The sequence below is a fragment of the Pedococcus sp. NPDC057267 genome (assembly GCF_042668795.1).
In the GTDB taxonomy this organism is placed as follows: Bacteria; Actinomycetota; Actinomycetes; order Actinomycetales; family Dermatophilaceae; genus Pedococcus.
On sequence record NZ_JBHUYG010000029.1, the window covers coordinates 1 to 22,195 of the forward strand.

General features: G+C 72.8%; 22 protein-coding genes. 13 read left to right on the forward strand and 9 right to left on the reverse strand.

The annotated features are described in order from the left end of the window. Positions 1–1,143, forward strand: a 1,143-nt coding sequence (locus ACFUC1_RS08460; RefSeq protein ID WP_379118598.1) for an IS3 family transposase, incomplete at its 5' end; no start/stop codon positions are given. Here ACFUC1_RS08460 and ACFUC1_RS08465 read toward each other — a convergent pair. Further along, on the reverse strand, positions 1,057–1,467 hold the full coding sequence (locus ACFUC1_RS08465) for a hypothetical protein (RefSeq protein WP_379118600.1): 411 nt from the start codon (positions 1,465–1,467) through the stop codon (positions 1,057–1,059). The genes ACFUC1_RS08460 and ACFUC1_RS08465 overlap by 87 nt on opposite strands. Before the next feature lie 42 nt (positions 1,468–1,509). Then, positions 1,510–1,881 carry an amidase domain-containing protein gene (locus ACFUC1_RS08470; RefSeq protein ID WP_379118602.1) on the reverse strand — a complete coding sequence of 124 codons (372 nt, stop codon included), beginning with the start codon at positions 1,879–1,881 and terminating at the stop codon, positions 1,510–1,512. A gap of 284 nt (positions 1,882–2,165) precedes the next feature. Here ACFUC1_RS08470 and ACFUC1_RS08475 point away from each other — a divergent pair, with 284 nt between their 5' ends. Further along, the gene (locus ACFUC1_RS08475) at positions 2,166–2,720 is read left to right on the forward strand and encodes a GNAT family N-acetyltransferase (RefSeq protein WP_379118604.1); all 555 of its coding nucleotides are present in this window, start codon (positions 2,166–2,168) and stop codon (positions 2,718–2,720) included. 620 nt (positions 2,721–3,340) lie between these two features. Here ACFUC1_RS08475 and ACFUC1_RS08480 read toward each other — a convergent pair. Beyond that, positions 3,341–4,240 carry a DUF429 domain-containing protein gene (locus tag ACFUC1_RS08480; protein ID WP_379118606.1) on the reverse strand — a complete coding sequence of 300 codons (900 nt, stop codon included), beginning with the start codon at positions 4,238–4,240 and terminating at the stop codon, positions 3,341–3,343. Positions 4,241–4,289: 49 nt separating this feature from the next. Here ACFUC1_RS08480 and ACFUC1_RS08485 point away from each other — a divergent pair, with 49 nt between their 5' ends. Beyond that, positions 4,290–5,522, forward strand: coding sequence for a cysteine desulfurase-like protein (locus ACFUC1_RS08485; protein ID WP_379118608.1), 1,233 nt, complete (start codon positions 4,290–4,292; stop codon positions 5,520–5,522). 28 nt (positions 5,523–5,550) lie between these two features. Here the strand turns inward: ACFUC1_RS08485 and ACFUC1_RS08490 are convergent, their stop codons facing one another. The 3 genes from ACFUC1_RS08490 to ACFUC1_RS08500 form a co-directional block, all read right to left on the reverse strand. Continuing rightward, the gene (locus ACFUC1_RS08490; protein WP_379118610.1) at positions 5,551–6,930 is read right to left on the reverse strand and encodes an NAD(P)-binding protein; all 1,380 of its coding nucleotides are present in this window, start codon (positions 6,928–6,930) and stop codon (positions 5,551–5,553) included. A gap of 112 nt (positions 6,931–7,042) precedes the next feature. Beyond that, a complete protein-coding gene (locus ACFUC1_RS08495) occupies positions 7,043–7,405 on the reverse strand; it encodes a bleomycin resistance protein (protein ID WP_379118612.1) in 363 nt (120 codons plus the stop codon). Between the two features lie 29 nt (positions 7,406–7,434). Continuing rightward, a complete protein-coding gene (locus tag ACFUC1_RS08500; protein ID WP_379118614.1) occupies positions 7,435–8,145 on the reverse strand; it encodes a DUF4386 domain-containing protein in 711 nt (236 codons plus the stop codon). A 149-nt stretch (positions 8,146–8,294) separates the two neighbouring features. Between ACFUC1_RS08500 and ACFUC1_RS08505 the strand changes: the two genes are divergently transcribed. The 4 genes from ACFUC1_RS08505 to ACFUC1_RS08520 all read left to right on the forward strand — a co-directional run bounded on the left by ACFUC1_RS08505 (position 8,295) and on the right by ACFUC1_RS08520 (position 14,396). Next, positions 8,295–8,996 carry a TetR/AcrR family transcriptional regulator gene (locus tag ACFUC1_RS08505; RefSeq protein WP_379118616.1) on the forward strand — a complete coding sequence of 234 codons (702 nt, stop codon included), beginning with the start codon at positions 8,295–8,297 and terminating at the stop codon, positions 8,994–8,996. A 151-nt stretch (positions 8,997–9,147) separates the two neighbouring features. Then, positions 9,148–10,107 (forward strand): ABC transporter ATP-binding protein, encoded by a 960-nt coding sequence (locus ACFUC1_RS08510; protein ID WP_379118618.1) that lies wholly within the window; start codon positions 9,148–9,150, stop codon positions 10,105–10,107. Beyond that, positions 10,108–11,592 (forward strand): ABC transporter permease, encoded by a 1,485-nt coding sequence (locus tag ACFUC1_RS08515; RefSeq protein ID WP_379118620.1) that lies wholly within the window; start codon positions 10,108–10,110, stop codon positions 11,590–11,592. A gap of 2 nt (positions 11,593–11,594) precedes the next feature. Further along, positions 11,595–14,396, forward strand: a complete 2,802-nt coding sequence (locus ACFUC1_RS08520; RefSeq protein ID WP_379118622.1) for a bifunctional YncE family protein/alkaline phosphatase family protein — start codon at positions 11,595–11,597, stop codon at positions 14,394–14,396. Positions 14,397–14,552: 156 nt separating this feature from the next. Here ACFUC1_RS08520 and ACFUC1_RS08525 read toward each other — a convergent pair whose 3' ends face one another. Further along, on the reverse strand, positions 14,553–15,446 hold the full coding sequence (locus ACFUC1_RS08525) for a hypothetical protein (RefSeq protein WP_379118624.1): 894 nt from the start codon (positions 15,444–15,446) through the stop codon (positions 14,553–14,555). Positions 15,447–15,470: 24 nt separating this feature from the next. Beyond that, positions 15,471–15,908, reverse strand: a complete 438-nt coding sequence (locus ACFUC1_RS08530; protein WP_379118626.1) for a PPOX class F420-dependent oxidoreductase — start codon at positions 15,906–15,908, stop codon at positions 15,471–15,473. 57 nt (positions 15,909–15,965) lie between these two features. Between ACFUC1_RS08530 and ACFUC1_RS08535 the strand changes: the two genes are divergently transcribed. The 5 genes from ACFUC1_RS08535 to ACFUC1_RS08555 all read left to right on the forward strand — a co-directional run bounded on the left by ACFUC1_RS08535 (position 15,966) and on the right by ACFUC1_RS08555 (position 20,502). Further along, positions 15,966–16,943, forward strand: coding sequence for a DUF3626 domain-containing protein (locus ACFUC1_RS08535; RefSeq protein ID WP_379118627.1), 978 nt, complete (start codon positions 15,966–15,968; stop codon positions 16,941–16,943). A gap of 138 nt (positions 16,944–17,081) precedes the next feature. Continuing rightward, the gene (locus tag ACFUC1_RS08540) at positions 17,082–17,831 is read left to right on the forward strand and encodes a dienelactone hydrolase family protein (protein ID WP_379118629.1); all 750 of its coding nucleotides are present in this window, start codon (positions 17,082–17,084) and stop codon (positions 17,829–17,831) included. Between the two features lie 171 nt (positions 17,832–18,002). Continuing rightward, positions 18,003–18,926: a hypothetical protein gene (locus ACFUC1_RS08545; protein WP_379118631.1), complete on the forward strand. Its 924-nt coding sequence runs from the start codon at positions 18,003–18,005 to the stop codon at positions 18,924–18,926. Positions 18,927–18,939: 13 nt separating this feature from the next. Next, positions 18,940–19,500, forward strand: coding sequence for a DinB family protein (locus ACFUC1_RS08550; RefSeq protein WP_379118633.1), 561 nt, complete (start codon positions 18,940–18,942; stop codon positions 19,498–19,500). A 9-nt stretch (positions 19,501–19,509) separates the two neighbouring features. Further along, positions 19,510–20,502 carry a GTP pyrophosphokinase family protein gene (locus ACFUC1_RS08555; protein ID WP_379118635.1) on the forward strand — a complete coding sequence of 331 codons (993 nt, stop codon included), beginning with the start codon at positions 19,510–19,512 and terminating at the stop codon, positions 20,500–20,502. An 11-nt stretch (positions 20,503–20,513) separates the two neighbouring features. Here ACFUC1_RS08555 and ACFUC1_RS08560 read toward each other — a convergent pair whose 3' ends face one another. Beyond that, entirely contained in the window at positions 20,514–21,359 is an 846-nt protein-coding gene (locus ACFUC1_RS08560) for a class I SAM-dependent methyltransferase (protein WP_379118637.1), read from the reverse strand. A 159-nt stretch (positions 21,360–21,518) separates the two neighbouring features. Between ACFUC1_RS08560 and ACFUC1_RS08565 the strand changes: the two genes are divergently transcribed. Then, positions 21,519–22,193 carry a winged helix-turn-helix transcriptional regulator gene (locus ACFUC1_RS08565; protein ID WP_379118639.1) on the forward strand — a complete coding sequence of 225 codons (675 nt, stop codon included), beginning with the start codon at positions 21,519–21,521 and terminating at the stop codon, positions 22,191–22,193. The last annotated feature ends 2 nt before the right edge of the window (positions 22,194–22,195 follow it).

Consider the following 22,195-nt stretch of genomic DNA (forward strand, 5'->3'; position numbering starts at 1 on the left):
GGAGAACGTCCTCCCAAAACACTGATCCCGCTGGTCCAAGAGCTGGCCGCCGACACTGTTCCCGTCGCGGTGACCTGCCGGGTGCTGAACCTGCCGCGTTCGACGTATTACGACGCCTTGGGGCGGTCACCCTCTGCCCGGTCGGTGGCTGACGCGGAGCTGACCGCCACGATCACCGCGGTGCACGCCGAGTCCCGCGGCACCTACGGCGCACCGAGGGTGCATGCCGAGCTGACCCTGGGTCTGGAAGTGCGGTGTGGCCGCAAACGGGTCGCCAGGCTGATGCGGGCGGCCGGCATCGCCGGGGTCTGCCACCAGCGCAAACACCGGCACCGCCCGGCACCGGCCACCCATGAGGACCTGGTGCGGCGGGACTTCACGGCCACCGGTCCGGACCGGGTGTGGTTCACCGACGTCACCCAACACCGTGCGGCCGACGGGTGGGTGTACTGCTGCGCCGTGATCGACGCGTACTCCCGCCGGGTGGTGGGCTGGGCCATCGCCGACCACATCCGATCCGAGCTGGTCGTCGACGCCCTCGACATGGCCCGCTGGCAACGACGACCCGCTCCTGGGACCGTCGTGCACTCCGACCGAGGAAGCACCTACACGTCGTGGGTCTTCGGCCACGGGCTGCGCCAGGCCGGGCTACTGGGCTCCATGGGCCGGGTCGCCTCCAGCGTCGACAATGCGCTGATCGAGTCGTTCTGGTCGACCATGCAACGCGAGCTCCTCGACCGCCAGTCATGGTCAACGCGAGTGCAACTCGCCTCGGCGATCTTCGAGTGGATCGAAGGCTGGTACAACCCCCGCCGCCGCCACACCAGCCTGGGCAACCTGTCCCCAGCACGAGTTCGAAGCCCTTCACACCGTCACGCTGACAGCGGCATGATCACCACACCAAAACTGTCCGGGAAACCGGGGCAGGCTCCGTTCAGGTCGCAGGTCAACTTCTTCATCGCCCTGCACTTCATCCTCTTCATCATCCACCACACCCTGTCCGGTGGTGCTGACGGGACGGCCGAGCGGGCAAACGTGTCCGGTCGGCCTGTGTCTCTATCCGGCCTGGTTCAGGGGGCCGACCGGGTTGAACATCACATGCCAGCCGTCCTTCCAACCCAGCACCGTCCCGCCCGTCTGTGACAGGTACACCTTCGTCGCGAACGGCCGCCCATCCAGTGTTCCCTGCAGGCTTGCCCGAGGTGGAGAGTCCGGGTCGGAGGCCACGGAAACCTTGGTGATCGCGAGGGTGTGACCGCGCAGTTGGCGCAAGTCATCAGCGATGACATGGTCGATATCGGGCGTGGAGAAACCGGCGATCGCCCGCAACTGCGACTCCGATTGGGCGGCGAGCCCAGCCGCGTACGCCTGTGCCGCGGCCTGCGCTGTCTTCGTGCCCGGGTGCCGCCCTGTCACGTAGATGCCGACCAGCACCAAGGCGGGGACGATCACCCAGATGGCTGCCATGACCGGAAGTAGTGGCCGAGACTTCATGCCCGTATCCGCCTTTCAGGTCCGCATGGCGCTGTGCCACGCGTTGCTCGCCGACGATCCCGCAGTCAGGATCTCAGACAGTGGCTTGTTGAAGTAGCCGCCGGTGTGCTGGGTCATCAACTGCGTGTACGGGGAGTACCCGCTGTTGAATCCCGAGACCATCTGCCAGTGGTCGATCGCTCCGTCATGGCCGTAGTCATACCCGAGAAGATCGGCAGTGCTCATGTACGAGATGTAAGACAGGTAGGAGCAGCGACCGCTTCCCGTCGTCGCAAAGTCCTTGAAGTTGTTCGCCCCACCCCAAGAGTAGGTCGTGTCATAGGAGTAGCCGCCCGCATACCAGTTGGAGATCGAGGCGACCGGCCGCTCCGGCGAACTTGCGAACACTTCCTCGACTTCCTCAGCACCCCTTCCGAAACGCTCGCTGGGGCGTGAACCGGTTGCCCACCGACAGCGGCCGTGAGAAGACGCTCGTTGTTCGAGGCCAAGAAGTTCAATGCCGGTCCAGCGTCGATGATGAACGGTGGTGGCTCAGCCACGCTCGCCCTCGTCACTGGTGAGGGCGGACCAGTCGAAGTTGTCCGAGATCGTCTCCACGGGGCCGTCGCCGCTTGGCGCGATCCCAGCCTCGTCCAGTTCGGCCTGGACCACCTCGCGATACGGTCACCGTCGTGACCAACCCCATCTGGGACAACATCGCGCGCGGCCAAAGCGTTGACCTCGCGCGCTTTCAATCGACGGACTTCGAGGCGGTCCACGCCTTCGCGTCGAACCCTCGCGTGTGCCGATTCACGACATGGGGCCCCAACACCGAGGACGACACACGCCAGTTCCTGCGCGAAGCCACAGACACGGAGCCCACTGATGACGGGTACATGCTCGCGGTCCTCCGCGAGGGCGCGGTCATCGGCTCAGCCGCAGTCTGGACCACCAGCGGCGAAGACCGAAGCGGAGAGATGGGATACACCCTCCACCCGGACTACTGGGGCCGCGGATATGGAACAGACGTCGCCACCCTGCTGCTCCAACTCGGCTTCAACGCGCTCGGCCTAGAGCGGATCACCGCGACCTGTGACCCGCAGAACCTGGCTTCCGTTCGGGTCTTGGAGAAGGCGGGCCTGCGGCAGGAAGGCATCCTTCGAGGGCACCTCCTCGCGCGGGGAGCACGTCGGGACTCACTACTCTTCGCGCGCCTGATGACCGACGAATGGCCTGTGGATAAGTGACACGAGGTGTCACCGGGGACACCTCCTGTCGTCAGCGGTGACATCTCCGTGTCGCTGCACAACAACACAGTGAGAAGTTCTGGTCCACCGGTTGGCGGGCCAGGGTCTCGGCCCAAACCGGGTCGGGAACGAAGCCGGGGCGAGCGCTCCAACGCCCGCCCCGACTGAGGTCCTAGAGAACCTCGGTGATGCGCGGTCAAGTCTAGGACCTCTCTGTCGAGGGCCCCAAGGGGTCCGCAGAAGGAGAAGTTCATATGGATGCACGTCGTTGTCGCGTGAAACTCGTCGGTCGGTGGTGCGCCGGTCACGAGCTCTGCGCGGGCGTCCAGCGAGGCGTACCACCCGAGTTGCGCTGCGCTAGCGAACAGGCGGCGGGCTACGGGGTGGGAGGCGGTGTCTCGTGCGGATGTCGCACATCCCCGGACCTGATGGCACAGGTCGAGCGGGAGTTGCGGGACAACCTCGCCGCCTGCCGTCGACAGGGGTATGTCCTCGTCTCGGCTGCCTGAGGTTGGTGCCGGCTCAGGTTCTGGGCCGGCACCAGCTCCCTCGCGATCTGTCACCGTGCATGTAGCGACCCAAGCAGCGCCGCGTCCGGCTCGTCAGGCGTGCCCCCCGAGTCACACCCAGATGGCCGCCGGTATGCCGTCCGAGAAGGTCTCCGGGGGATCCGGCAGCGGGCGGGCCTCGCCGTTCACCCACCGGGCCGCTGTCCACGCGGCGGCGCAGGCGTCGAGGACGTCGTCCGCGGCATACCCGCTGCCCGAGAGGACCGACGGCGACGCGAGACCGGCGGCGCGCAGGGCGGCGAGGCGCGCGGCCCGGCCCTCGTCCGTCTTCTTGCCTGCGGTGATCGGAGCGCCGGCCATGGTGGCGAAGGAGAGCTCGGGGTGCGCCTCGATCACCCAGACCGTCGGGCGGCTGCGCACCCAGGCGTCGACCTCGAGGATCTTGGCGCGCAGCCCGAACGCCTGCGCCCCCACGCCCTGACCGGTCAGCGCGCGGCTCACCGGGTCGGCGGCGGACCGGGTCGACTCACCGTAGGCGGCGCGGGTCAGCGTCGTGAAGACCGAGGACGCCTTGCCCCGCAACGCTTTTCGTGCCAGGGCATCGGCCCTCCGGGTTGTCGAGTCGGGCAACCCGATCGGGATGTCGATCGCCACCGCCTGGATCGCCAGTGACCGGCGGACCGTCTCCACCAGCGCCCCGATGGTTGCCGCCACGGCGATCCGCGGGCGAGGGGTGCCGGGCTCGAGGATCGCCCCGACCCAACCGGCCTTGCACGCGTCGACGCCCAGCACGGGTGCCGACACGGTGAGCGGCGGCAGCGGCTGCGGCCGGGTGCCAGCGCTCGCGAGGGCCACGCTCGTCTCGAGCTCCGTCAGCGTGGAGCCCGCCTCCGCCAGCGCGGCCTCGACGGTGGCCGGATCGGGGGAGTCCGTCTCGAGCAGGCCCGCGAGTGCGGCTGCCTGGTCGGCCAGCTGCCGCGAGAGCTCACGAGCGTCCCGACCACCCGCCATGCAGATCCCGCCTCCCGTCGGACCGTCGATGGGTGAAACAGTGCCAGACATGCAGGGAACCCCCGAGCCCCAGGCTGCGCCCACCTTCGACGTCGAGGCGCTGCGGGCGCAGTTCCCGGCGTTGCAGGGAGGCGCGGCGCACTTCGACGGACCGGGCGGCTCACAGGTCCCGCAGGCCGTCGCCGACGCCATCTCGCGGCAGCTGACCAGCCCGATGTCCACCCGCGGTCAGGTGACGGAGGCCGAGCGGAACTCCGAGGCGGCCGTGCTGGGCGCACGTCAGGCGCTCGGCGACCTGATGGGCACCGACCCGCGTGGCGTGGTGTTCGGGCAAAGCATGACGGCGCTGACCTTCGACCTGGCCCGCACCCTGGCCCAGGACTGGGGGCCCGGCGACGAGGTCGTCGTCAGCCGGCTCGACCACGACGCGAACATCCGGCCGTGGGTGCTCGCCGCAGAGCGGGTCGGGGCGACGGTGCGGTGGGCCGAGTTCGACCCGACGACCGGCGAGCTGGCCCCCGACGCCGTCGGCGCCGTCGTCACGGACCGCACCCGGCTGGTCGCGGTCACCGCCGCGTCGAACCTGATCGGCACCAGGCCCGACCTCCCGGCCATCGCGGCACTCGCCCACGACCGGGGCGCGCTGCTGTTCGTGGATGCCGTCCACCTCGCGCCGCACGGGCTCGTCGACCGGGTGTCGATGGGGGCCGACCTGGTGACCTGCTCGCCGTACAAGTTCTTCGGGCCGCACTGCGGCGCCCTGGCCGCCGCGCCCGAGCTGCTCGAGTCGCTGCACCCGGACAAGCTGGTGCCGTCGTCCGACGCCGTGCCCGAACGGTTCGAGCTCGGCACGCTGCCCTACGAGCTGATGGCCGGCGTCACCGCCGCCATCGACGTGATCGCGGGCATCGTGCCCGGGGACGGCTCCCGCCGGGACCGGCTCACCGCGTCCCTCGCGGGGGTCGCCGCCCACGAGCTGCGGCTGCGCGAGGACCTCGAGCCACGACTGGCCGAGCTCCCGGGCGCCACGCTCCACTCCCGGGCCGGGGAGCGCACGCCCACGATCCTGGTGACCTTCGAGGGCCACGACAGCAAGGACGTCTCGCGCCAGCTCGCCGCCCGCGGTGTCAACGCGCCCGCCGGCCACTTCTACGCGCTCGAGGCGTCCCGGGCCCTCGGCCTCGGCGACACCGGCGGGCTTCGCATCGGCCTCGCCTCCTACACCGATGCCGGCGACCTCGAGCGCCTCCTGACCGGTCTGGGCGAGGTCGTCGCACGCTGAGGACGAGTCATCGGGCGGAGGGCCCAGGTCAGGTGGAGGCGGACAGCCGGGCCAGGGCGGCCAGGCCGCGGTCGGTGTGGGCGGCGAAGCGCTGGCGGGCGTCGTCGAGGAGGGCTGACCCGGCATACCCCGGCGGAACGCGCGTCGGGTTGAGCGCGACGCCGCTCTGCCACTCGGCGATGTCGGGCTCGGCGGAGAAGGTGAGCGTGTTCCGCAGACCGACGTGGTTCATGCCGGCCCACTGCTGCAACGAGTTGCCGAAGAAGGACGGCCGGCAGACGCGGTTCTTCTCCGCGTCGTCCTCCCGCGTCGCCTCGACGTAGCCGGTGAGGGCGGCGCCGAAGCAGGGGAACCCGGTCCGGACCGGCTGCAGCGTGATCGCCTCGGGCCGCCACACGGGCACCACCGGCGGGTTCTTGAGGCCGTCGGCGGCGCAGTGCACGACCACGGCGTCGTCGGCCACGGCGACCGAGCCGTCGTCGAGGACCAGCCGCCCCCGCTCGACCGATCGCAGGTGGCCCCGCCGGACGACGTCCTCGATGGTGCGCAGCTCTTCCAGCTCCCAGGTGGCGAGGGTCGGACCCTTGGCCATCGTCGGCCGCACCTCGCGGTCGATGCGCAGCAGGACGCCGGTGTCCTCGAGCCTGAGGAAGAAGTCGTCCAGGGAGCCCGCCTCGTGGGCCGCCTGCAGGATGTCGGCGGACGTGCCGAGGTAGGTGCCCGGGTCGGGCTGGACGACGGCCCGGTTGAGCATCCACGGTTCGCGGGGCCGCACCCAGCAGATCGCACCCGGGTCGACCCCCCGTGACAGCAGCCAGATGCAGGCGTCGGTCGCGGTCTTGCCCGACCCGACGACGACGTACTGGCTGGGTGCGTCCTCGAGCCGGGCCAGCGCGTTGACGGGCACCACGCGGGCGTCGTCGGCGACGTCGAACGGCGGCGGGGTCTCGGCCGGGATCGACGGCGCCAGGTAGCGGGCGTCGACCACGCGGCACTCGGGGCGGACCTCGAGGCGCCGGCCGGAGACGTGGGAGACGACGGTGCGGTCACCGAGGTACTCGCTGTTCGGGAGGAGCTCCACCCTGCCGGTGTCGACGAGGCGCTCGAGCACGCCGGCGTAGTAGGCGCAGATCTCGGGCTGCGCGGCGCGCTCCTGCAGGCCCTTCTCGGGGCCGCGCTGCTGCAGCCGGCCACCGCCGAGCTGGGTGGAGGCCACGCCGTAGAAGCTGGAGGACTGGTGCAGCCGCACGAATGGGTAGGCCTCCAGCCAGTGGCCGCCGACGCCGTGTCGCCGGTCGACCACGACGACGCGCGCCCGGTCGTCGTGGTCCACGAGCGCATCGGTGAACGCCATCCCCATGGCGCCCGCGCCCACCACGAGGTAGTCGGCGTCGAGGATCTGCGTCACGCGGTCACTGTGTCACCGAAGCGGTCCCGCGTCCTCCGGCCCGCGCCGTACCGCGGACCGCGACGGCCATCCCGGACGCAGCAGCCCCGGGTCGTGTGCCCTGCCGCCCCGGTCACTGGTTCTGGACGAGGCGGAGCAGCGTGCCGTCGGGGTCCACGAGGTAGCCGATGCGCACGCCCGAGTGCTCCAGCCGCGGTGGGTGCAGGCGCGGCCACCCGCGGTCGGTCTCCGGGATGCCCGTCGTGCGACACGTCTCGTAGAAGCCGTCGACGTCGTCGAGGCGCAGGCAGCAGCTGAACGAGCTCGTGGCCGGGTCGAGCCCCGGGTACAGGAAGAACTCGACCGTCACGTCGTGGCCCGTGAGGATCAGCCAGCCCTCGTCGCGGTACGCCGGCTCGAACCCCAGCTCGGCGTAGAACTCCGTCGTCGCGTCGAAGTCGCGGGACGGCAGGTTGGGGGTCGCCAGGTTGCCCATCCGGTCCTCCTTGGTCGTGCCGCCAGTCTTCAACCGCCGGCGCCGCGAAGGAAGGGCCCGATGGCCCTTGCCGAACGCTCGGGCCGCCGCGCCTCGCCCCCGTCGGCCGTCGGGATGCCGCGCAGCGCCAGGACCGAGGCGAGGCAGATCTCCCAGGCGAACAGCGGCACGGCCAGCGCGGGCCGCGGGGTCGTGACCCCGAACATCACCCCGATGTTCATCGCCGCGACGAGGACGGCGCCCACGATGCCGAGCAGTGGCACGAACCGCGGCACGAGCCGGCGGCGCAGGAGCAGGACCGCGAGCACGACCGCGTTGACGGGGTTGACCAGTCCCGGGCCGACCAGGAACGTCCAGTCGTGCACGAGGTGCAGCCCGGCCACGACGCCCGGGTCCAGCGCGGGCGGGGCCGTCGAGGCGGGTCTGGCCACCGCGGGGAGGATGGCGACCACCCCCGCGAGGATGACCGTCGCCTCGAGGGTGCGCAGCACGGCATACCCCAACGCGGCGCCGGGCCCGTGCGGGCTCAGCAGCGGGTACAGGGCGAGCGCGGTCCCCACGACGGCGAGGGCCAGGACGACCTCGAGCAGCCCGGCGGTCAGCACGGATCCCCGCCCGGCGAGGCCAGCGCCGGCGTCGAACGCCGAGCCTCCGTAGAGCGGCACGGCGGCGACCGAGGTCACCCAGGTGACGAGGTACAGCGCTGCGGCGCCGAGGGCGAGCCGGCGGGGTGCGGTCATGGTTCCTCCAGGTCGAATCGGAGGTGTACGGCGTACACCTCGATGGAGGGAACCGTAGGTGTACGCTGTACACCGCGTCAACCCCGAGCCCCTCGACCCCGAGCCCTGTCAACTCCGAAGCCCCGTCGACACCACCCCTGGAGGGCCGTATGCCGCGTGCCGGCCGGGAGTCCCTGTCCCGCACCAAGGTCCTGCGTGCCGCGGTCGAGCTCGCGGACGCCGAGGGCCTCGATGCCGTGACGATGCGGCGGCTGGCCGAGGTGCTCGAGGTCGTGCCCATGGCGCTGTACAAGCACGTGACGGACAAGGACGACCTCCTCGCCGGGATGGTCGACGTCCTCGTCGAGGACATGGCCGTGCCGCCACCGGCCGCGGCGACGCAGTGGCGCGACGGCGTCCGGGAGGCGCTGCACGGAGCCCGCCGGGTGGTGCAGGCCCACCCCTGGGCGCGCCGGGCGATCGAGTCCAGGACGGTGCGCACGCCGGCCGTGCTCGGCCACATGGAGCGGGTCAGCGCGGTCTTCCACGCCGGCGGCTTCACGCCGGACCAGACGCACCACGTCATGCACCTGCTGGGCAACCGGATCTGGGGGTTCAGCCCCGAGCTGTTCACGGGAGCGCCGGAGGCGAGCGGGTCCTCGGCACGTGCCCGCCGGGGTCGGGGGGCCGAGCCGGACCCGGCGGACTACCCGACCATCGTGGCCATCGCGACCGATGCGCGGGCGCGGCGGCCCGAGGCCACGAGCTGCGACGAGGACTTCGAGTTCGACTTCGCCCTCGACCTGCTCCTCGACGGCATCGAGCGACTGCGCCGGGCCCGCTGGTCGTCACCGAACCGGAGCCGCGGGTAGTCCTCGCCCCGAGGTCGTCGGTGCCTCTTGGCCTTGTCCCAGCCGGTTAACACCTCCTGACCCAACGTTTGCCGGCCGTTCTCCTCGGTGATGCCCGGGTGCCGGGGGTGCTCCCTAACGTCGCCGAGGTGATGAGGCAGAAGGCTTTCCGGTGACCGCGCACGCGGTCCGCGCACGCGGGATGACGACCACCTACGGCGACGTCGTGGCCCTCGACGGGGTGGACCTCGACATCTCGGAGGGCGGGATCCACGGGCTCGTCGGACCCAACGGAGCCGGCAAGACCACCCTGCTCGGGTCGCTGCTCGGGCTGTCGGTCCCCGACCGCGGTGAGCTCGAGGTGCTCGGCGTCCCGGTGTCCCGGGCCCTGGGGGTGCCGGCCGGGGTGACCGGCTTCGTGGACGCCCCGTCCCTCTACCCCTCCCTCACCGCACGCCAGAACCTCACCGCGGTCGCCGCGCTGCGCGGCGCCGGTCCCGCCGCCGTTCCCGCCGCCGAGGTCGACCGCGTCCTCGCCGAGGTGGGGCTCACCGACGTGGCCGACGACCGGTTGCGCGGGTTCTCCCTCGGGATGCGGCAACGGCTCGGGCTCGCCGCCGCGCTGCTCGGCCGGCCCCGACTGCTCGTCCTCGACGAGCCTACCAACGGCCTCGACCCGGCCGGTCGCCGCGGCATCCAGCGCATCCTCACCCGCCTCGCCGAGCATGGGGCGACCGTCGTCGTGTCGAGCCACCAGATGGGAGACCTCGCGGCGCTGTGCGACGAGGTCAGCATCCTGTCGGCGGGCCGGGTCGTCTTCACCGGGCCGGTGGCCGCGCTCACCCCGGGCACCGAGTGGCTCGAGCACCGGCTCGTCACCTCCGACGCGAAGGCCGCCCGGAGTCTCGCCCTCGAGGTCCGCGGCCTGTGGGTCGCGGCCGATGTCGCCGGCCAGCGTCCGCGTCCCGGCGAGCTCGTCGTGGGCGCGTCCGAGGCGGTCATGGACGAGCTCGTGGCCAGGCTGGTCCGGGCCGGCATCGCGATCCGCGAGCTGACGCCGGTCACCCCTCCGCTCGAGGCGGCCTTCCTCGCCCTGACCGAGGGCGAGCCGCGACCTGGGGAGGTGGCCTGAGTGAGGACCACCGACGCCTCCGTCGCCACGCCGCCCGAGGTGCGCCGGGGACCTGTGCGGCCCGAAGCCGCCTGGCCCGCGGTCGCCGCCCGCGGGCCCTCGCAGGCGGCAGCCGCCGGCCCGCCACCGGATGACGGGTCGTCCGCAGCGCGTCCACCTGCAGGACCCGCACCACTGGGCCACGCGCTGCGGTTCGAGCTGGTCAAGCTCCTCGCCCAGTGGCGGGTGCGGGGCGCGCTCGCGGCCTGCTGGATCGTGCCCGCCGTCTTCGTCCTGGCGGTCGGCCGGCAGACCCAGCTGCCCGCCGACACGGTGTTCGGGCGGTGGATGCACGCGAGCGGGTGGGCAGGGTCACTGGTCGTGCTGGGCTTCTGCTGCACGTGGGCGCTGCCCCTGCTGACCGCGCTCGTGGCGGGCGACACGTTCGCGGCGGAGGACAGGCTCGGCACCTGGCGACACCTGCTCCTCGTCGTCCGCTCGGCCCGGACCATCTTCGCGGCCAAGGCGCTGTCGGCGGTCGCGGTCGTGGTCCTCATGGTCGTGGGGCTGACGTCGTCGAGCATCGCCGGCGGGCTGCTCGCCGGTGCCGGTCGCACCCTCGTCGGGCTGTCGGGCCAGCCGGTGCCGGCCGGTCGCGCCGCGCTGCTCGTCCTGCTCGCCTGGGGCTGTGCCCTGCTCGGCGCCCTCGTGTATGCCGCGGTCGGCCTCCTCGGGTCGGTCGCCCTCGGGCGCTCGCCGATGGGCCTGGCGGCTCCCGCCCTCCTCGCCGTCGCGCTCCAAGGGGCCCAGCTCTTCCCCCTGCCGGCCGTCGTGCGGCTCGCCCTTCCCAGCCAGGTGCTGCTGGCGTGGCGCGGCCTGTTCACGGCGCCGACGCAGACCGGGCCGCTGGTCGCCGGCCTGCTCACGGCGCTGGCGTGGACGGCCGTGGCGACCGCCGCGGCATACCTCCTGTTCGTCCGGCGCGACTTCGCGAACCCGACCGACGACGGCACCGGTCGCCGCGCGGTCCTGCTGGGCGTGGCACCCCTCGCCGGCCTCCTCGCTGCCTCCACCGTCGTCGTCGCCGTCGCGACGCCCGCCCGCGGCTCGGGGGTCGAGCAGGCGCAGGTCGAGCGCGCCGTGGCCACGTCCTTCGCCCACCTCTACCGGCTGCAGACCGACGAGCTCCACCGGCCGCCCGTGACCGAGCAGCAGCTGGCCACCCGCGCGACGTGCGACCGCGCCGGGGGCCGGTATGCCGCGCAGGGACCGGGCAACGACTGGCGCTGCATCGTGACCTGGCACCTCCCCGGTGCGCAGGCAGTCGGCTCGGCCGTCTACCAGCTCGACGTCGCGGCCGACGGGCGGTTCGTCGCGGACGGCGACGGCCCCAAGGAGGTCAACGGCTACTTCGCCGTCCGCACCCCCTACGGGGACCAGGCCAACCCCCTCTGGCAGGTCGACGGCCTCGTCGACCTCATGGCTCCACCCCCCTCGAAAGGATGATCATGCAGGTCACTCGACAGCGCCGGCACCCCGCCGGCGCACCCTCCGCCCGCCCCGGGCGGGGGAGCCGCCGGCTGCGGTTCGCCGTCGCCGGCACCGCGGTGCTCACCGTGGTCGGCGGCGCGATCGCCCACGCCGACACCGGCGTCTTCGGCACCCGTACCGTGGGCACGCAGTACGCCGACGGGCTCCAGGTCTCCGACAACCAGGTCATCAAGCCGATCGGTGACCGCGTCATGACCGAGTACGGCAAGTTCATGGGCTCGACCCTGAGCCCCGACCACCGGTTCCTCGCCGCCAGCAGCATGGACAAGGGCGTGGCCCTGCAGGTGTTCGACCTGACCACGCGCAAGCTCGTCTACCGCGTCGGCAAGGCCAAGGGCGTCGACCAGGTGCTGTCCGACGGCACGGTGGGCCAGGAGGGCCCGACGTACTCGCCCGACGGCAAGTTCCTCTGGCTGCCGCAGCGCGACGCCATGACCCGCTTCCCCGTCAACCCCGACGGGACGCTCGGCGCGGCCACGCGCTTCGCCCTGCCGCAGGTGGCCGGCAACTCGGCGCTGCCCGCCGGCTCGCTCTACTCCCCGGACGGCTCGACCCTGTGGGTCGCGGCGAACGGGCAGAACTCCGTGCTCGCCCTCGACCCCGCGACCGGGGTCGTCCGGCAGACCTGGAAGGTCGGCACCGCCCCAAGGGCCCTGCACCTGGTCGGTGGCCGGCTCTACGTGAGCAACGAGGGCGGCCGTCCCGCCCAGCCCGGCGAGCCCACGATGAACTCCTACGGCACCGACGTCCCCGCCGACACCTACCTCGGGACCTCCACCACGGGCACCCTCAGCGTCATCGACCCGTCCAGCGCGTCGGCGCCCGTCGGCTCGATCGCCGTGGGCCTGCACCCGACCGCGCTGTATGCCGCGGGGTCGGCCCTGTTCGTGGCCAACACCGGCAGCGACACGGTCTCCGTCGTCGACACCCGCAAGGGCGCCGTCGTGCAGACCATCGCCACCCAACCGTACAGCGGGTCCTCGGTCGGGTACGCCCCCACCGGGATCGCCCTCACGAAGTCCGGCCGGCTGCTCGTGAGCCTCGGCCGGGCCAACGCCCTCGCCGTCTACAGCTGGTCGGGCGACCCGCAGGACCCGGTGGCCTACCGCGGCCTGCTGCCGACCGACTACTACCCCGAGGACGTCGCCACGGTCGGCGACCAGGTCGTCGTGACCAACACCCGCGGCATCGACGCGCGGGGCCCGGCCATCACGACCGACAAGGGCTACGGCGTCCCGGTCGTGAGCGGGCACGACACGCACAGCACCACCGCGTCCCTCACCAGCTTCACCATGCCGGCGGACTCCAGCCTGGGCCGGTACACCGCCGAGGTGTTCCACCAGAACGCCTGGGGCAACCACGACGTCCAGCAGGCCCAGGGGTCACGCGTCGCGGCCGTGCCGGTGCCGCGGCGGATCGGCGACCCGTCGACCATCAAGCACGTGTTCGTGCTGGTCAAGGAGAACCGGACCTACGACCAGGTCTACGGCGACGACACCCGCGGCAACGGCGACGCCTCGCTCGCCCAGTTCGGCAAGGACGTCACGCCGAACCAGCACGCGCTCGCGAAGCAGTTCGGCCTGTACGACAACGTGTACGACATCGGGACCAACTCGGCCGAGGGCCACAACTGGCTGATGCAGGGCGACGACCCGGAGTACACCGAGTCCAGCGCGGGCGAGTACGTCCGCAGCTACGACACCGAGGACGACGTCCTGGGCCACCAGCGGTCCGGCTTCCTGTGGACCTCGGTCGAGTCGGCCCACCACAGCGCCCTCAACTACGGCGAGTTCACGCAGTTCCTCACCAAGCCGGCGGGCGCCACGTGGCAGCAGTACTACTGCACCACCAAGGCCGTGGAGGGCGGGGCCGACCCCAGCACCCTCACCGACCCGAGCGTGAAGTCCGACACCGAGTCGCCCATCCCGTCGCTCAACGCGATCACCGTGCACGACTACCCGAAGTTCGACGTCAACATCCCCGACACCTACCGGTACCAGGTCTGGAAGCAGGACTTCGAGAAGAAGGGCCCGGCGGACTTCAACATGCTGTGGCTCTCCAGCGACCACACCGGTGGTGCGCCGGACGCCCGCGCGCAGGTGGCCGACGGGGACCTCGCCGTCGGTCGCGTCGTCGACGAGATCTCGCACAGCAGGTGGTGGAAGGACTCGGCGATCTTCGTGGTCGAGGACGACAGCCAGGACGGTGCGGACCACGTGGACGGCCACCGCGCCCCGGTGCAGGTGATCAGCCCGTATGCCGCCCACGGCAAGGTCGTGCACACCTACTACTCGCAGATCAACATGGTGCGGACGATCCAGCAGATCCTCGGCGCGCAGCCGCTGAACCAGAAGCTGGCCGCGGCGACGCCGATGTTCGACGCCTTCCAGGACAAGCCGGACCTCACGCCCTTCACCCAGGTGGCCAACCGGATCCCGCTCACCGAGGGCGTCACCCCGGCGCCCGCGTGCGGGGTCGACGCCCCGGCAGGAGCGGCAACCGCCGCGCCGTCGGCCCAGCCCGGCGCCACCGCCGTCGCACCGTCGATGAAGGGCGTGGCTGCGCAGTGGGAGCACTGGCGCGCGGCCCAGGCCTTCAGCGGCCCCAACGCGGTCCCGGACTCGGCCGGCCCGGAGCAGATGAACCGCTTCACCTGGTACCAGGCGCACGGCTTCGCGGTGCCGTACCCGGGTGACTCGAAGGTGTACGCACCGAACGACGTCCCGGGTGCCTACCTGCGGACCGAGGACGGTCGCTGACCGGAGGGACCACCCGTGCCCGCCAGGGCTCCCGGTCCGTGACACCTCCACCGGACCGGGTGGGACGGGGGCGGCGCCGAACCACGGCGCCGCCCCTGTCCGCCCCGCCGGGCAGGCCCACCCGGGACCGGGGCCGGCACGCGGCGGCCGGTGACGTCAGCGGGCGGAGTCTCGGACCTGTCGGCGCACCCAGTGCACGGTGTCGGCCACCTCGGGGCGCACGCGGGCGGGGTCGGTGAGCCAGTCGACCAGGACGTGGTCGTCCGGGGTCACCCCGGACAGCACGTCCGCGGTGGCCGCGGCGAGGAGGGCCCCGGTGCGCGGCACGGGGAGCTCGTCCCCCATGGAGTCGTCGGCCCAGCCGTCGGCCAGGGCCAGGAGGTCGTCGTCGACGTGCCGGCGCCGGGCGGTGGCCACGGCCTCGGCCGCGGCCGGCAGCGCGCCCACGGCCCCTTCGCCCGAGACCGCCCGGACCTCGGCCACGAGCTCGTCGAGGTGCAGCTCCATGAGCCAGGACGGCATGCCGCGGCCGGCGAGCACCCGGCAGAGCCAGGCGACCTGGCGCGTGGCCCGCTCCTCGCCGAGGTGGGCGAGGGAGATGAGCCAGGCCGAGTCGGTGCTGGCGAAGCGCGACCCGCGCTCGCCGTAGCGCAGCCCGTAGTACGGCATCGCGTCGAGCGACCGCTGCGCCGCCCGCACCGCGGCCCGCACGAGCGTGGCGTCCGTCGTCACCTCGTACGCGCCGGCGTCGGGGTTCACGAGGGCGGCGTCGACCCCGTGGCGGCCGGCCCGGCGCACGAGCCCGGCGGCCACGTGCCGCTCGCCCTCGGCGACGAGGCTCGCGACGTCCGAGCCGTGGGGGTGGCCCGGCAGCCGGCCCTCCAGCGCCGCGCGGAGCACCTCGGGGTCGGTCGAGCCCGTCGCGACGACGAGGCGCTCGACGCCGACCACCGCCGCGAACAACGCCGGGTCCTCCAGCGGCCCGGTGACCGCGCGGTCGACGTTCGCGAGGAGGAGCTGTCGTGCCTCGTCGGCACCGGCGTCGGTCATCCGGGCATTGTGTCGTGTCGCACGTCAGCCGCCGGACGGCGCCCAGCCGTACACGCGCTCCACGCGCAGGGTCACGAGCAGCCGGCGCTCGCGCACCATGGCGGTCCGGAAGTCGTCCCAGTCCGGGTGCTCGCCGTTGAGGGCGCGGTAGTGGGTCACCAGGGCGTCGACCGCCCCGTCTTCCCGGGCCGCAGCCACGGGGCCGAGCTCGGCGGTGGCCTCGGCCACGGCATACGCCCCCAGGTCCGGCGTCGTCACCATGAGGCTGGCGCGCGGGTCGCGGTGCAGGTTGCGGGTCTTGGCCCGGTCGTCGGTGACCGACACGAGCGCGGTGCGCGCCGCGGGGTCCCAGAGGTATCCGACGTTCGACAGCTGCGGGCGCCCGTTGCCGCGGATGGTGGCGAGGACCGCCCGCCTCGTCGTGCCGAGCAGGTCCCAGAGCGGCTGGTCGTCGGTGCTCACCCGGTCACCGTGCCACAGCGGGCGCCGGCGTGCCGGGCGGTGCGCCACAATGCCGCCATGACGCAGGGGGAGGCGCACGGGACCGTGCCCCGGAGCGCGGCACGCTCCGCGCCGGAGACCGACGAGACCGACTGGCCCGCCGGGGCCTCGGGAGCCGTGAGGGCGGTCGGGGCGAGCCGCTGGGCCAGGGCGGCGGTCGCCCACGTCGACGGTCTCGCGCAGGGTCCACCGCTCGACCGGAGCCTGCGGGTGACGGTGAACTTCCACCCCGACCGGGTCTCCCACGGGCTGACGGTGCTGGAGCACCTGGCCCGGGACGGCGTCTACCGGTCGCAGTTCGAGACCGGGACCAGCAACGGCGGCCTCACCGCCCACCCCGGGGGCGACCGGTGGCGGTGGGAGCAGCGGATCTTCGGGCACGCCTACGACGACGCCCCAGCCGCCGAGCGCCCCCGGTACGGCGCGCTCAACCACCGGCGCCGGAGCACCGGCGGCTCGCTGCGGTTCGGGTCGGCACACCTGCGGCTGGCCGAGCACGTGCTGGACCGGACGACGTTCTGCTTCCCCGACTCGGTGTTCGAGCCGGTCGACTTCGGGACCGCCCGGCGGTTCGACCTGCTGCGCCTCGCCGACGAGTTCGACGCCCGGCCGCTCACGGATGCCGTCGAGCTCAGCGAGGGCGGGATCCTCGACGACTACGTCGAGGCGCACGTGCACGGCCCGGTGGCGCTCGCGACCGACGTCGAGGCGCTCGTCCTCGACCCGGCCCACCGCGGGACGGCGACCGAGGCGCAGGCGCAGGCCCTCGGCACACCCGTCGAGTGGCACGAGGGACGGCGGCTCACCGTCGAGGAGCTCGAGCGGCACCCCGACTTCCGCGGACCGCGCGTCGTGGAGGTCGGGCGCCGGGTGGCCCGTGACGGCGTCCTGGACGCGGCGGTGGTCGGCGACGCCGCGCGCGCCGGTGGGGAGGACCCGCAGGACCTCAAGAAGGTGTGGCACCACGTCGCCCGGTTCGGCTCACCGGTGGCCTGACCGCCCGCGTCCGCATGGGCCGTCGTCGCGTCTCGCCCGCCACCCCGGCCGCGCGCCACCGCCGGTGGCTGCGGTCCTGGGCCCGCAGGACCGGAGGCCGATCGGCGCGTCCCGGGTTCGCGGGTTAACGTGCGGCCCATGGACCTTGTCACGATCGACGCCCCCGACGGACCGGCCGAGGCGTACATCGCCCGCCCCGAGGGCGGCAGCGGCCCCGGTGTGCTCTTCTTCATCGACGCGATCGGGCTGCGGCCGCGGATCGCCGAGATGGCCGACCGGATCGCCTCGTGGGGCTACGTCGTGCTCGCCCCCAACGTGCTCTACCGCAGCGGCACCGCCGCCGAGACGAGCCCCACCACCGACCTGCGCCAGCCCGGAGCGCGCGAGGCCTTCTTCGCGCACACCGGCCCGCGCATCGAGGCGATCACCGCCCCCCGCGCCGAGGCCGACATCCGCGTCTGGACCGACACCCTGGCCGGGCTCGAGGGCATGGACCCCGACGGCCCGTTCGGGACCGTCGGCTTCTGCATGGGGGCGCGGCTCGCCATCCGCGCGTCCGGCCTGGACCAGCGGTATGCCGCGGTCGGCGGCTTCCACGGCGGCGCCCTGGCGACCGACGCCCCGGACAGCCCGCACCTGTCCCTGGCGACGGCCCGCGCCGAGTACGTCTTCGGGCACGCCGACAACGACGGCTCGATGCCGCCCGAGCAGGTCGAGAAGCTCGGGGCGGCGCTGTCCGACGCGGGCCTCACCGCGAGCAACGAGATCTACCCGGGGGCGGCGCACGGCTACTCGATGTCGGACACGTCGATGTACGACGAGGCCGCGACCGAGCGCATGTTCACCGAGCTCGAGGCGCTCTTCGCCCGGACCCTCAAGTCGACCTGAGGCACCAGCCCCTGTCCGGGCGCGCGCCCGGCATACGCCACAGCCGCCTGCTGGCCCCCCAAAACGGCAGTTGCTGACGTGAAACGGCAGTCCCGGAGTCCCGTTTCATGCACGCAACTGCCGTTTTGCGCGCAGGCCCCGCGGGGTGGGCGGGGCGTCTATCGTCGTCGGATGCGTCGCACGCTCTGGCTCGGGCTGGTCCTCGTCCTCGTGACGGGGTGCGCCCAGGCGACCGACGGGGCGTCCCGCACCCCGTCGAGCAGCCCGACCACCCCGGACGGCACGACGAGCGCGACCTCCCCCACCACGACGACTGCGACCCCAGCGACGACCTCCACCACCGCCACGACCACCAGGCCCGAAGCCGGCCCGAGTGCCGGGCCGAGCTCCCGGCCGACGGCCGCAGTGCCCTCCTCGACCGGCCTGACCAGCCTGCGCGGCAACACCCGCAACGCGATCGCCTGGGCGCCGCTCTCGAACCCCTCGGACGTCCACGTCGAGGGATCGGTCCCCAGCTCCCGCGCCTGGTCGACGTCCAAGGTCCTCGTCGTCGCCGCGTACCTGGACACCGTCGTCGACGGCGACCCGAGCCGGATCCCGGCCAGGGAGCGCAGCTGGATCAGGGCCGCACTCACCGCCTCCGACGGCGACGCCGTCGTGGCCATCCGGGACGAGATCCCCGGCCGGCCCGGCCCCGCCATCGACCGCGTCCTGCGCAGCATCGGTGACACCACGACGTCCGCGCCCGACACCTCGCAGGGCTCGATGCAGTGGACCCTGCGCCAGCAGCTGCGCTTCATGGCCGCCCTGCACGCCGGCCGGGTCGTCTCCGCGGAGGCCAGTGCCTTCCTGCTCGGCCAGATGCACCCGATCGCCGCCCACGGGTGGGGGCTCGGCCGGATCGGGGCCTCCTCGTTCAAGGGCGGCTGGCTGCGCGCCGACACCGAGACCCGCCAGATGGGCATCGTCGGTGGGTATGCCGTGGCCATCATCACCGCGGGCGACGGCCCGGCGGTGCTCCAGAGCGACGGCGACTCCGCGCACGTGCAGCAGATGGACCGGCTGGCCGCCCTCCTCGCGACCCGCCTGCGCTGAGAGGATGCCGCGCATGGTTTCCGAGGCGAAGAAGTTCCCCGACCTGTGGGTCGACCCCGAGGACGACCCCAGGGCGTCGGCCGGCAGCTCGGCGACCGACGAGCGCAGTGTCCTCGTCGACTACCTGCGGCACTTCCGGATGACGTTCGAGCTCAAGTGCGACGGCCTCGACGCCGAGCAGATGGCGCGCCGGTCGGTCGAGCCGTCGACCATGTCGCTTCTGGGACTCCTGCGCCACCTGGCCCACGTCGAGCAGGTGTGGTTCCGGATCACCATGGAGGGCAACGAGATCCCGCGCCTCTGGGGCAAGGACCAGCACCGCGACGCCGACTTCGACGGAGCGGTCGCGGACGACGCGGTCGTTGCCGAGGCGTGGGACGCGTGGCGCCGCGAGGTGGCCCATGCCGAGCAGTTCGTCGACCGGGCGGAGAGCCTCGACGTCGTCAGCCTGCACCCGACCCGCGACCCGATCACCCTGCGCGAGCTGCTCGTGCACCTCATCGAGGAGTACGCGCGGCACTGCGGGCACGCCGACCTGATCCGGGAGCGGATCGACGGCCGCACGGGCCAATAGCCTGTCCGGGTGAGCGACGAGCAGCGAGACGACCCCGTCCAGCGGTATGCCGCGCTCCGGCCCGGCCTGCTCGCGGTCACCGAGGGCTTCACCGCGCTGGTGCGCGAGCTGCTCGACGACGCGGGCATCAACTACCTGAGCGTGACCGGCCGCACCAAGAGCGTCGAGTCGTTCGCGGCCAAGGCGGCCCGCACGGTCGACGGCCACCCGGTCTACACCGACCCGCTCACGGACGTCACCGACCAGATCGGTGTCCGGGTGGTCACCTACCTGCGCGGTGACGTCAGCGCGGTGGCCGACGTCCTCGCCGACCAGTTCAGCGTGATCGACGACCGCGACATGGGCCGCGAGACCGCCCGCCAGGGGCGGTTCGGGTACGCCAGCCGGCACCTGCTCGTGGCACCCGACCCGCTCAAGGCGCTGCCCCCGGCATACGAGGGGCTCAAGGGCCGCACCGCCTCGGTGCAGGTGCGCACGATCCTGCAGCACGCCTGGGCGGAGTTCGAGCACGACATCCGCTACAAGGGCACGGTGCCGCAGGAGCACGTGCCGGACCTCGACCGCCGGTTCACCCTGGCGGCGGGGCTGCTCGAGCTCGCCGACCGGGAGTTCTCGGAGATCCGCGACCGGCTCCAAGCGAGCATGGAGGGCCAGCAGGTGCCCTCCGGTCAGGACGACCCGCGGATCAGCGCGGCGGATCTCGCGACGTTCCTCGCCGGCCAGTTCCAGGGAGCGAGGTGGTCGCGGACCGACCACTACGCGTGGATCTCGGGGCTGCTGCTCGAGCTGGGCATCACCTCGCTCGACGAGCTGGCGGGGCTGCTGCGGTCGATCGACGTCGAGGGCATCACCGCGCGGATGGGGTACCGGCACTCGCCGGCCGCCGTCCGCCGGCTCGACGACGCCCTCCTCGCCGTCTTCGGCCAGCGGTACATCGGCCTGCACGGCAACGCGCACCGCGAGGCGGCGCTGCGGGCCAGGCTGGAGAAGCTCCGCGCCTGACCCGCTGCCCCTCAGCGCCGGGTGGCCGTCACGAGCAGGTACTCCCACGGCATCACGCCGTCCTCGAGGTGCCGGTCGCCGAGCTCCGCCAGGGCGGTGTCGAGGGCAGCCACCTGGTCGGGGTCGTCGGCGATGCGGCGGTAGGTCGCGATCGTCGGGCCGTAGTACGCCTTGAAGAAGTCACGGAACTCGGCGCCGTCGGCGAACCGGTCGACCGGCAGCTCCTCGCGCACCGCTTCCAGGCCCGTGACCCGGTCGCCGAACAGCCCGCGGACGTGGTCCTCGTCGCCCCACAGCGGCGGGGGCTGCGCCCCGGGCGGCGGCGGCGCGGCATACGGCCGCATCGTCGCGAACATCTGCCCGATGAACCCCGCGGGCGTCCAGCTGACCAGCGCCACGCGGCCGCCCGGGCGGCAGACCCGCAACAGCTCGTCGGCGGCCGGCTGGTGGTGCGATGCGAACATCACGCCGACGCACGAGGTGACCGCGTCGAAGGTCGCGTCGTCGTACGGCAGGCGCTCGGCGTCACCGACCTCCCACGTCAGCTCGACGCCCGCCTCGCGAGCCGTGGCGCGTCCGGCGTCGAGCAGCTCGGGCGTCAGGTCGCTCGCGGTCACGGCGGCGCCCGTTGCGGCGGCCGGTATGGCGACGTTGCCCGAGCCGGCCGCGACGTCGAGCACGCGGTGGCCCGGCCCTATCCCCGCGGCGGCGACGACCCTGGGGCCGAGCGCGGCGATCACCTCGGACGCGACGGCGGGGTAGTCGCCGAGCGCCCACAGGGCGCGGTGGGCGGCCTTGAGCGCCGTGTCGTCGGCGGAGGTGGTGGTGGTCCCGGCGGTGCCGGTCTGTGCAGTCATGGTGTCCTCCTCGCTGGTCCGTCTTGCCGGACCAGCGTGCGGCCGTGCGCCAGGCCCGCTCCAGTGCCGGATGTGTACCGGGAGCAGTTCTCGATCTGTACTAGCCGGGGGCTCGCCGCCGGGCGTCTACTGGGGGGCACGAGCCGAGGAGTGTGCGCGATGACGGGGTACGGCCAGTTCTGCCCGGTGGCCAAGGCCATGGAGGTGCTCGACGAGCGGTGGACCCTGCTCGTCGTACGCGAGCTGCTCATGGGCAGCACGCACTTCAACGAGCTGCGCCGGGGCGTGCCGAAGATGTCACCGGCTCTGCTGAGCAAGCGACTGCGGTCGCTGGAGCGCGCCGGGATCGTGGCCCGGTCGGTGCGGGGGCAGCGGGTCGTCTACGAGCTCACGGACTGCGGCCGCGAGCTGGAGCCGGTCGTGAACACGTTGGGGCAGTGGGGACTTCGCTGGATCGGCGACCTCGGCGAGGAGGACTACGACCCGCACCTGCTGCTGTGGGACGTCCGCCGCTCGATCCCCGTCGACCGCTGGCCGCGGTCCAGGACGGTCCTGCGGATCTCCTTCGACGACGTGGCCCGGCCGGTGTCCAACTGGTGGCTGGTCGTCGCCCACGGGGAGGTCGACCTGTGCGACTACGACCCCGGCCACGAGGTCACCGCGACGCTGGAGACGAGCCTGCGCACGCTGACCCGGATCTGGCGCGGCGAGCTGGTCTGGCCGCAGGCGCTGCGCTCCGGCGACGTGGTGGTCGAGGGCCCGGTGTCGGTGCGTCGCGAGGTGCCCGAGTGGCTCGGGTACTCGCTGCTGGCGCGTTCGCTGCAGCCAGCCTGACG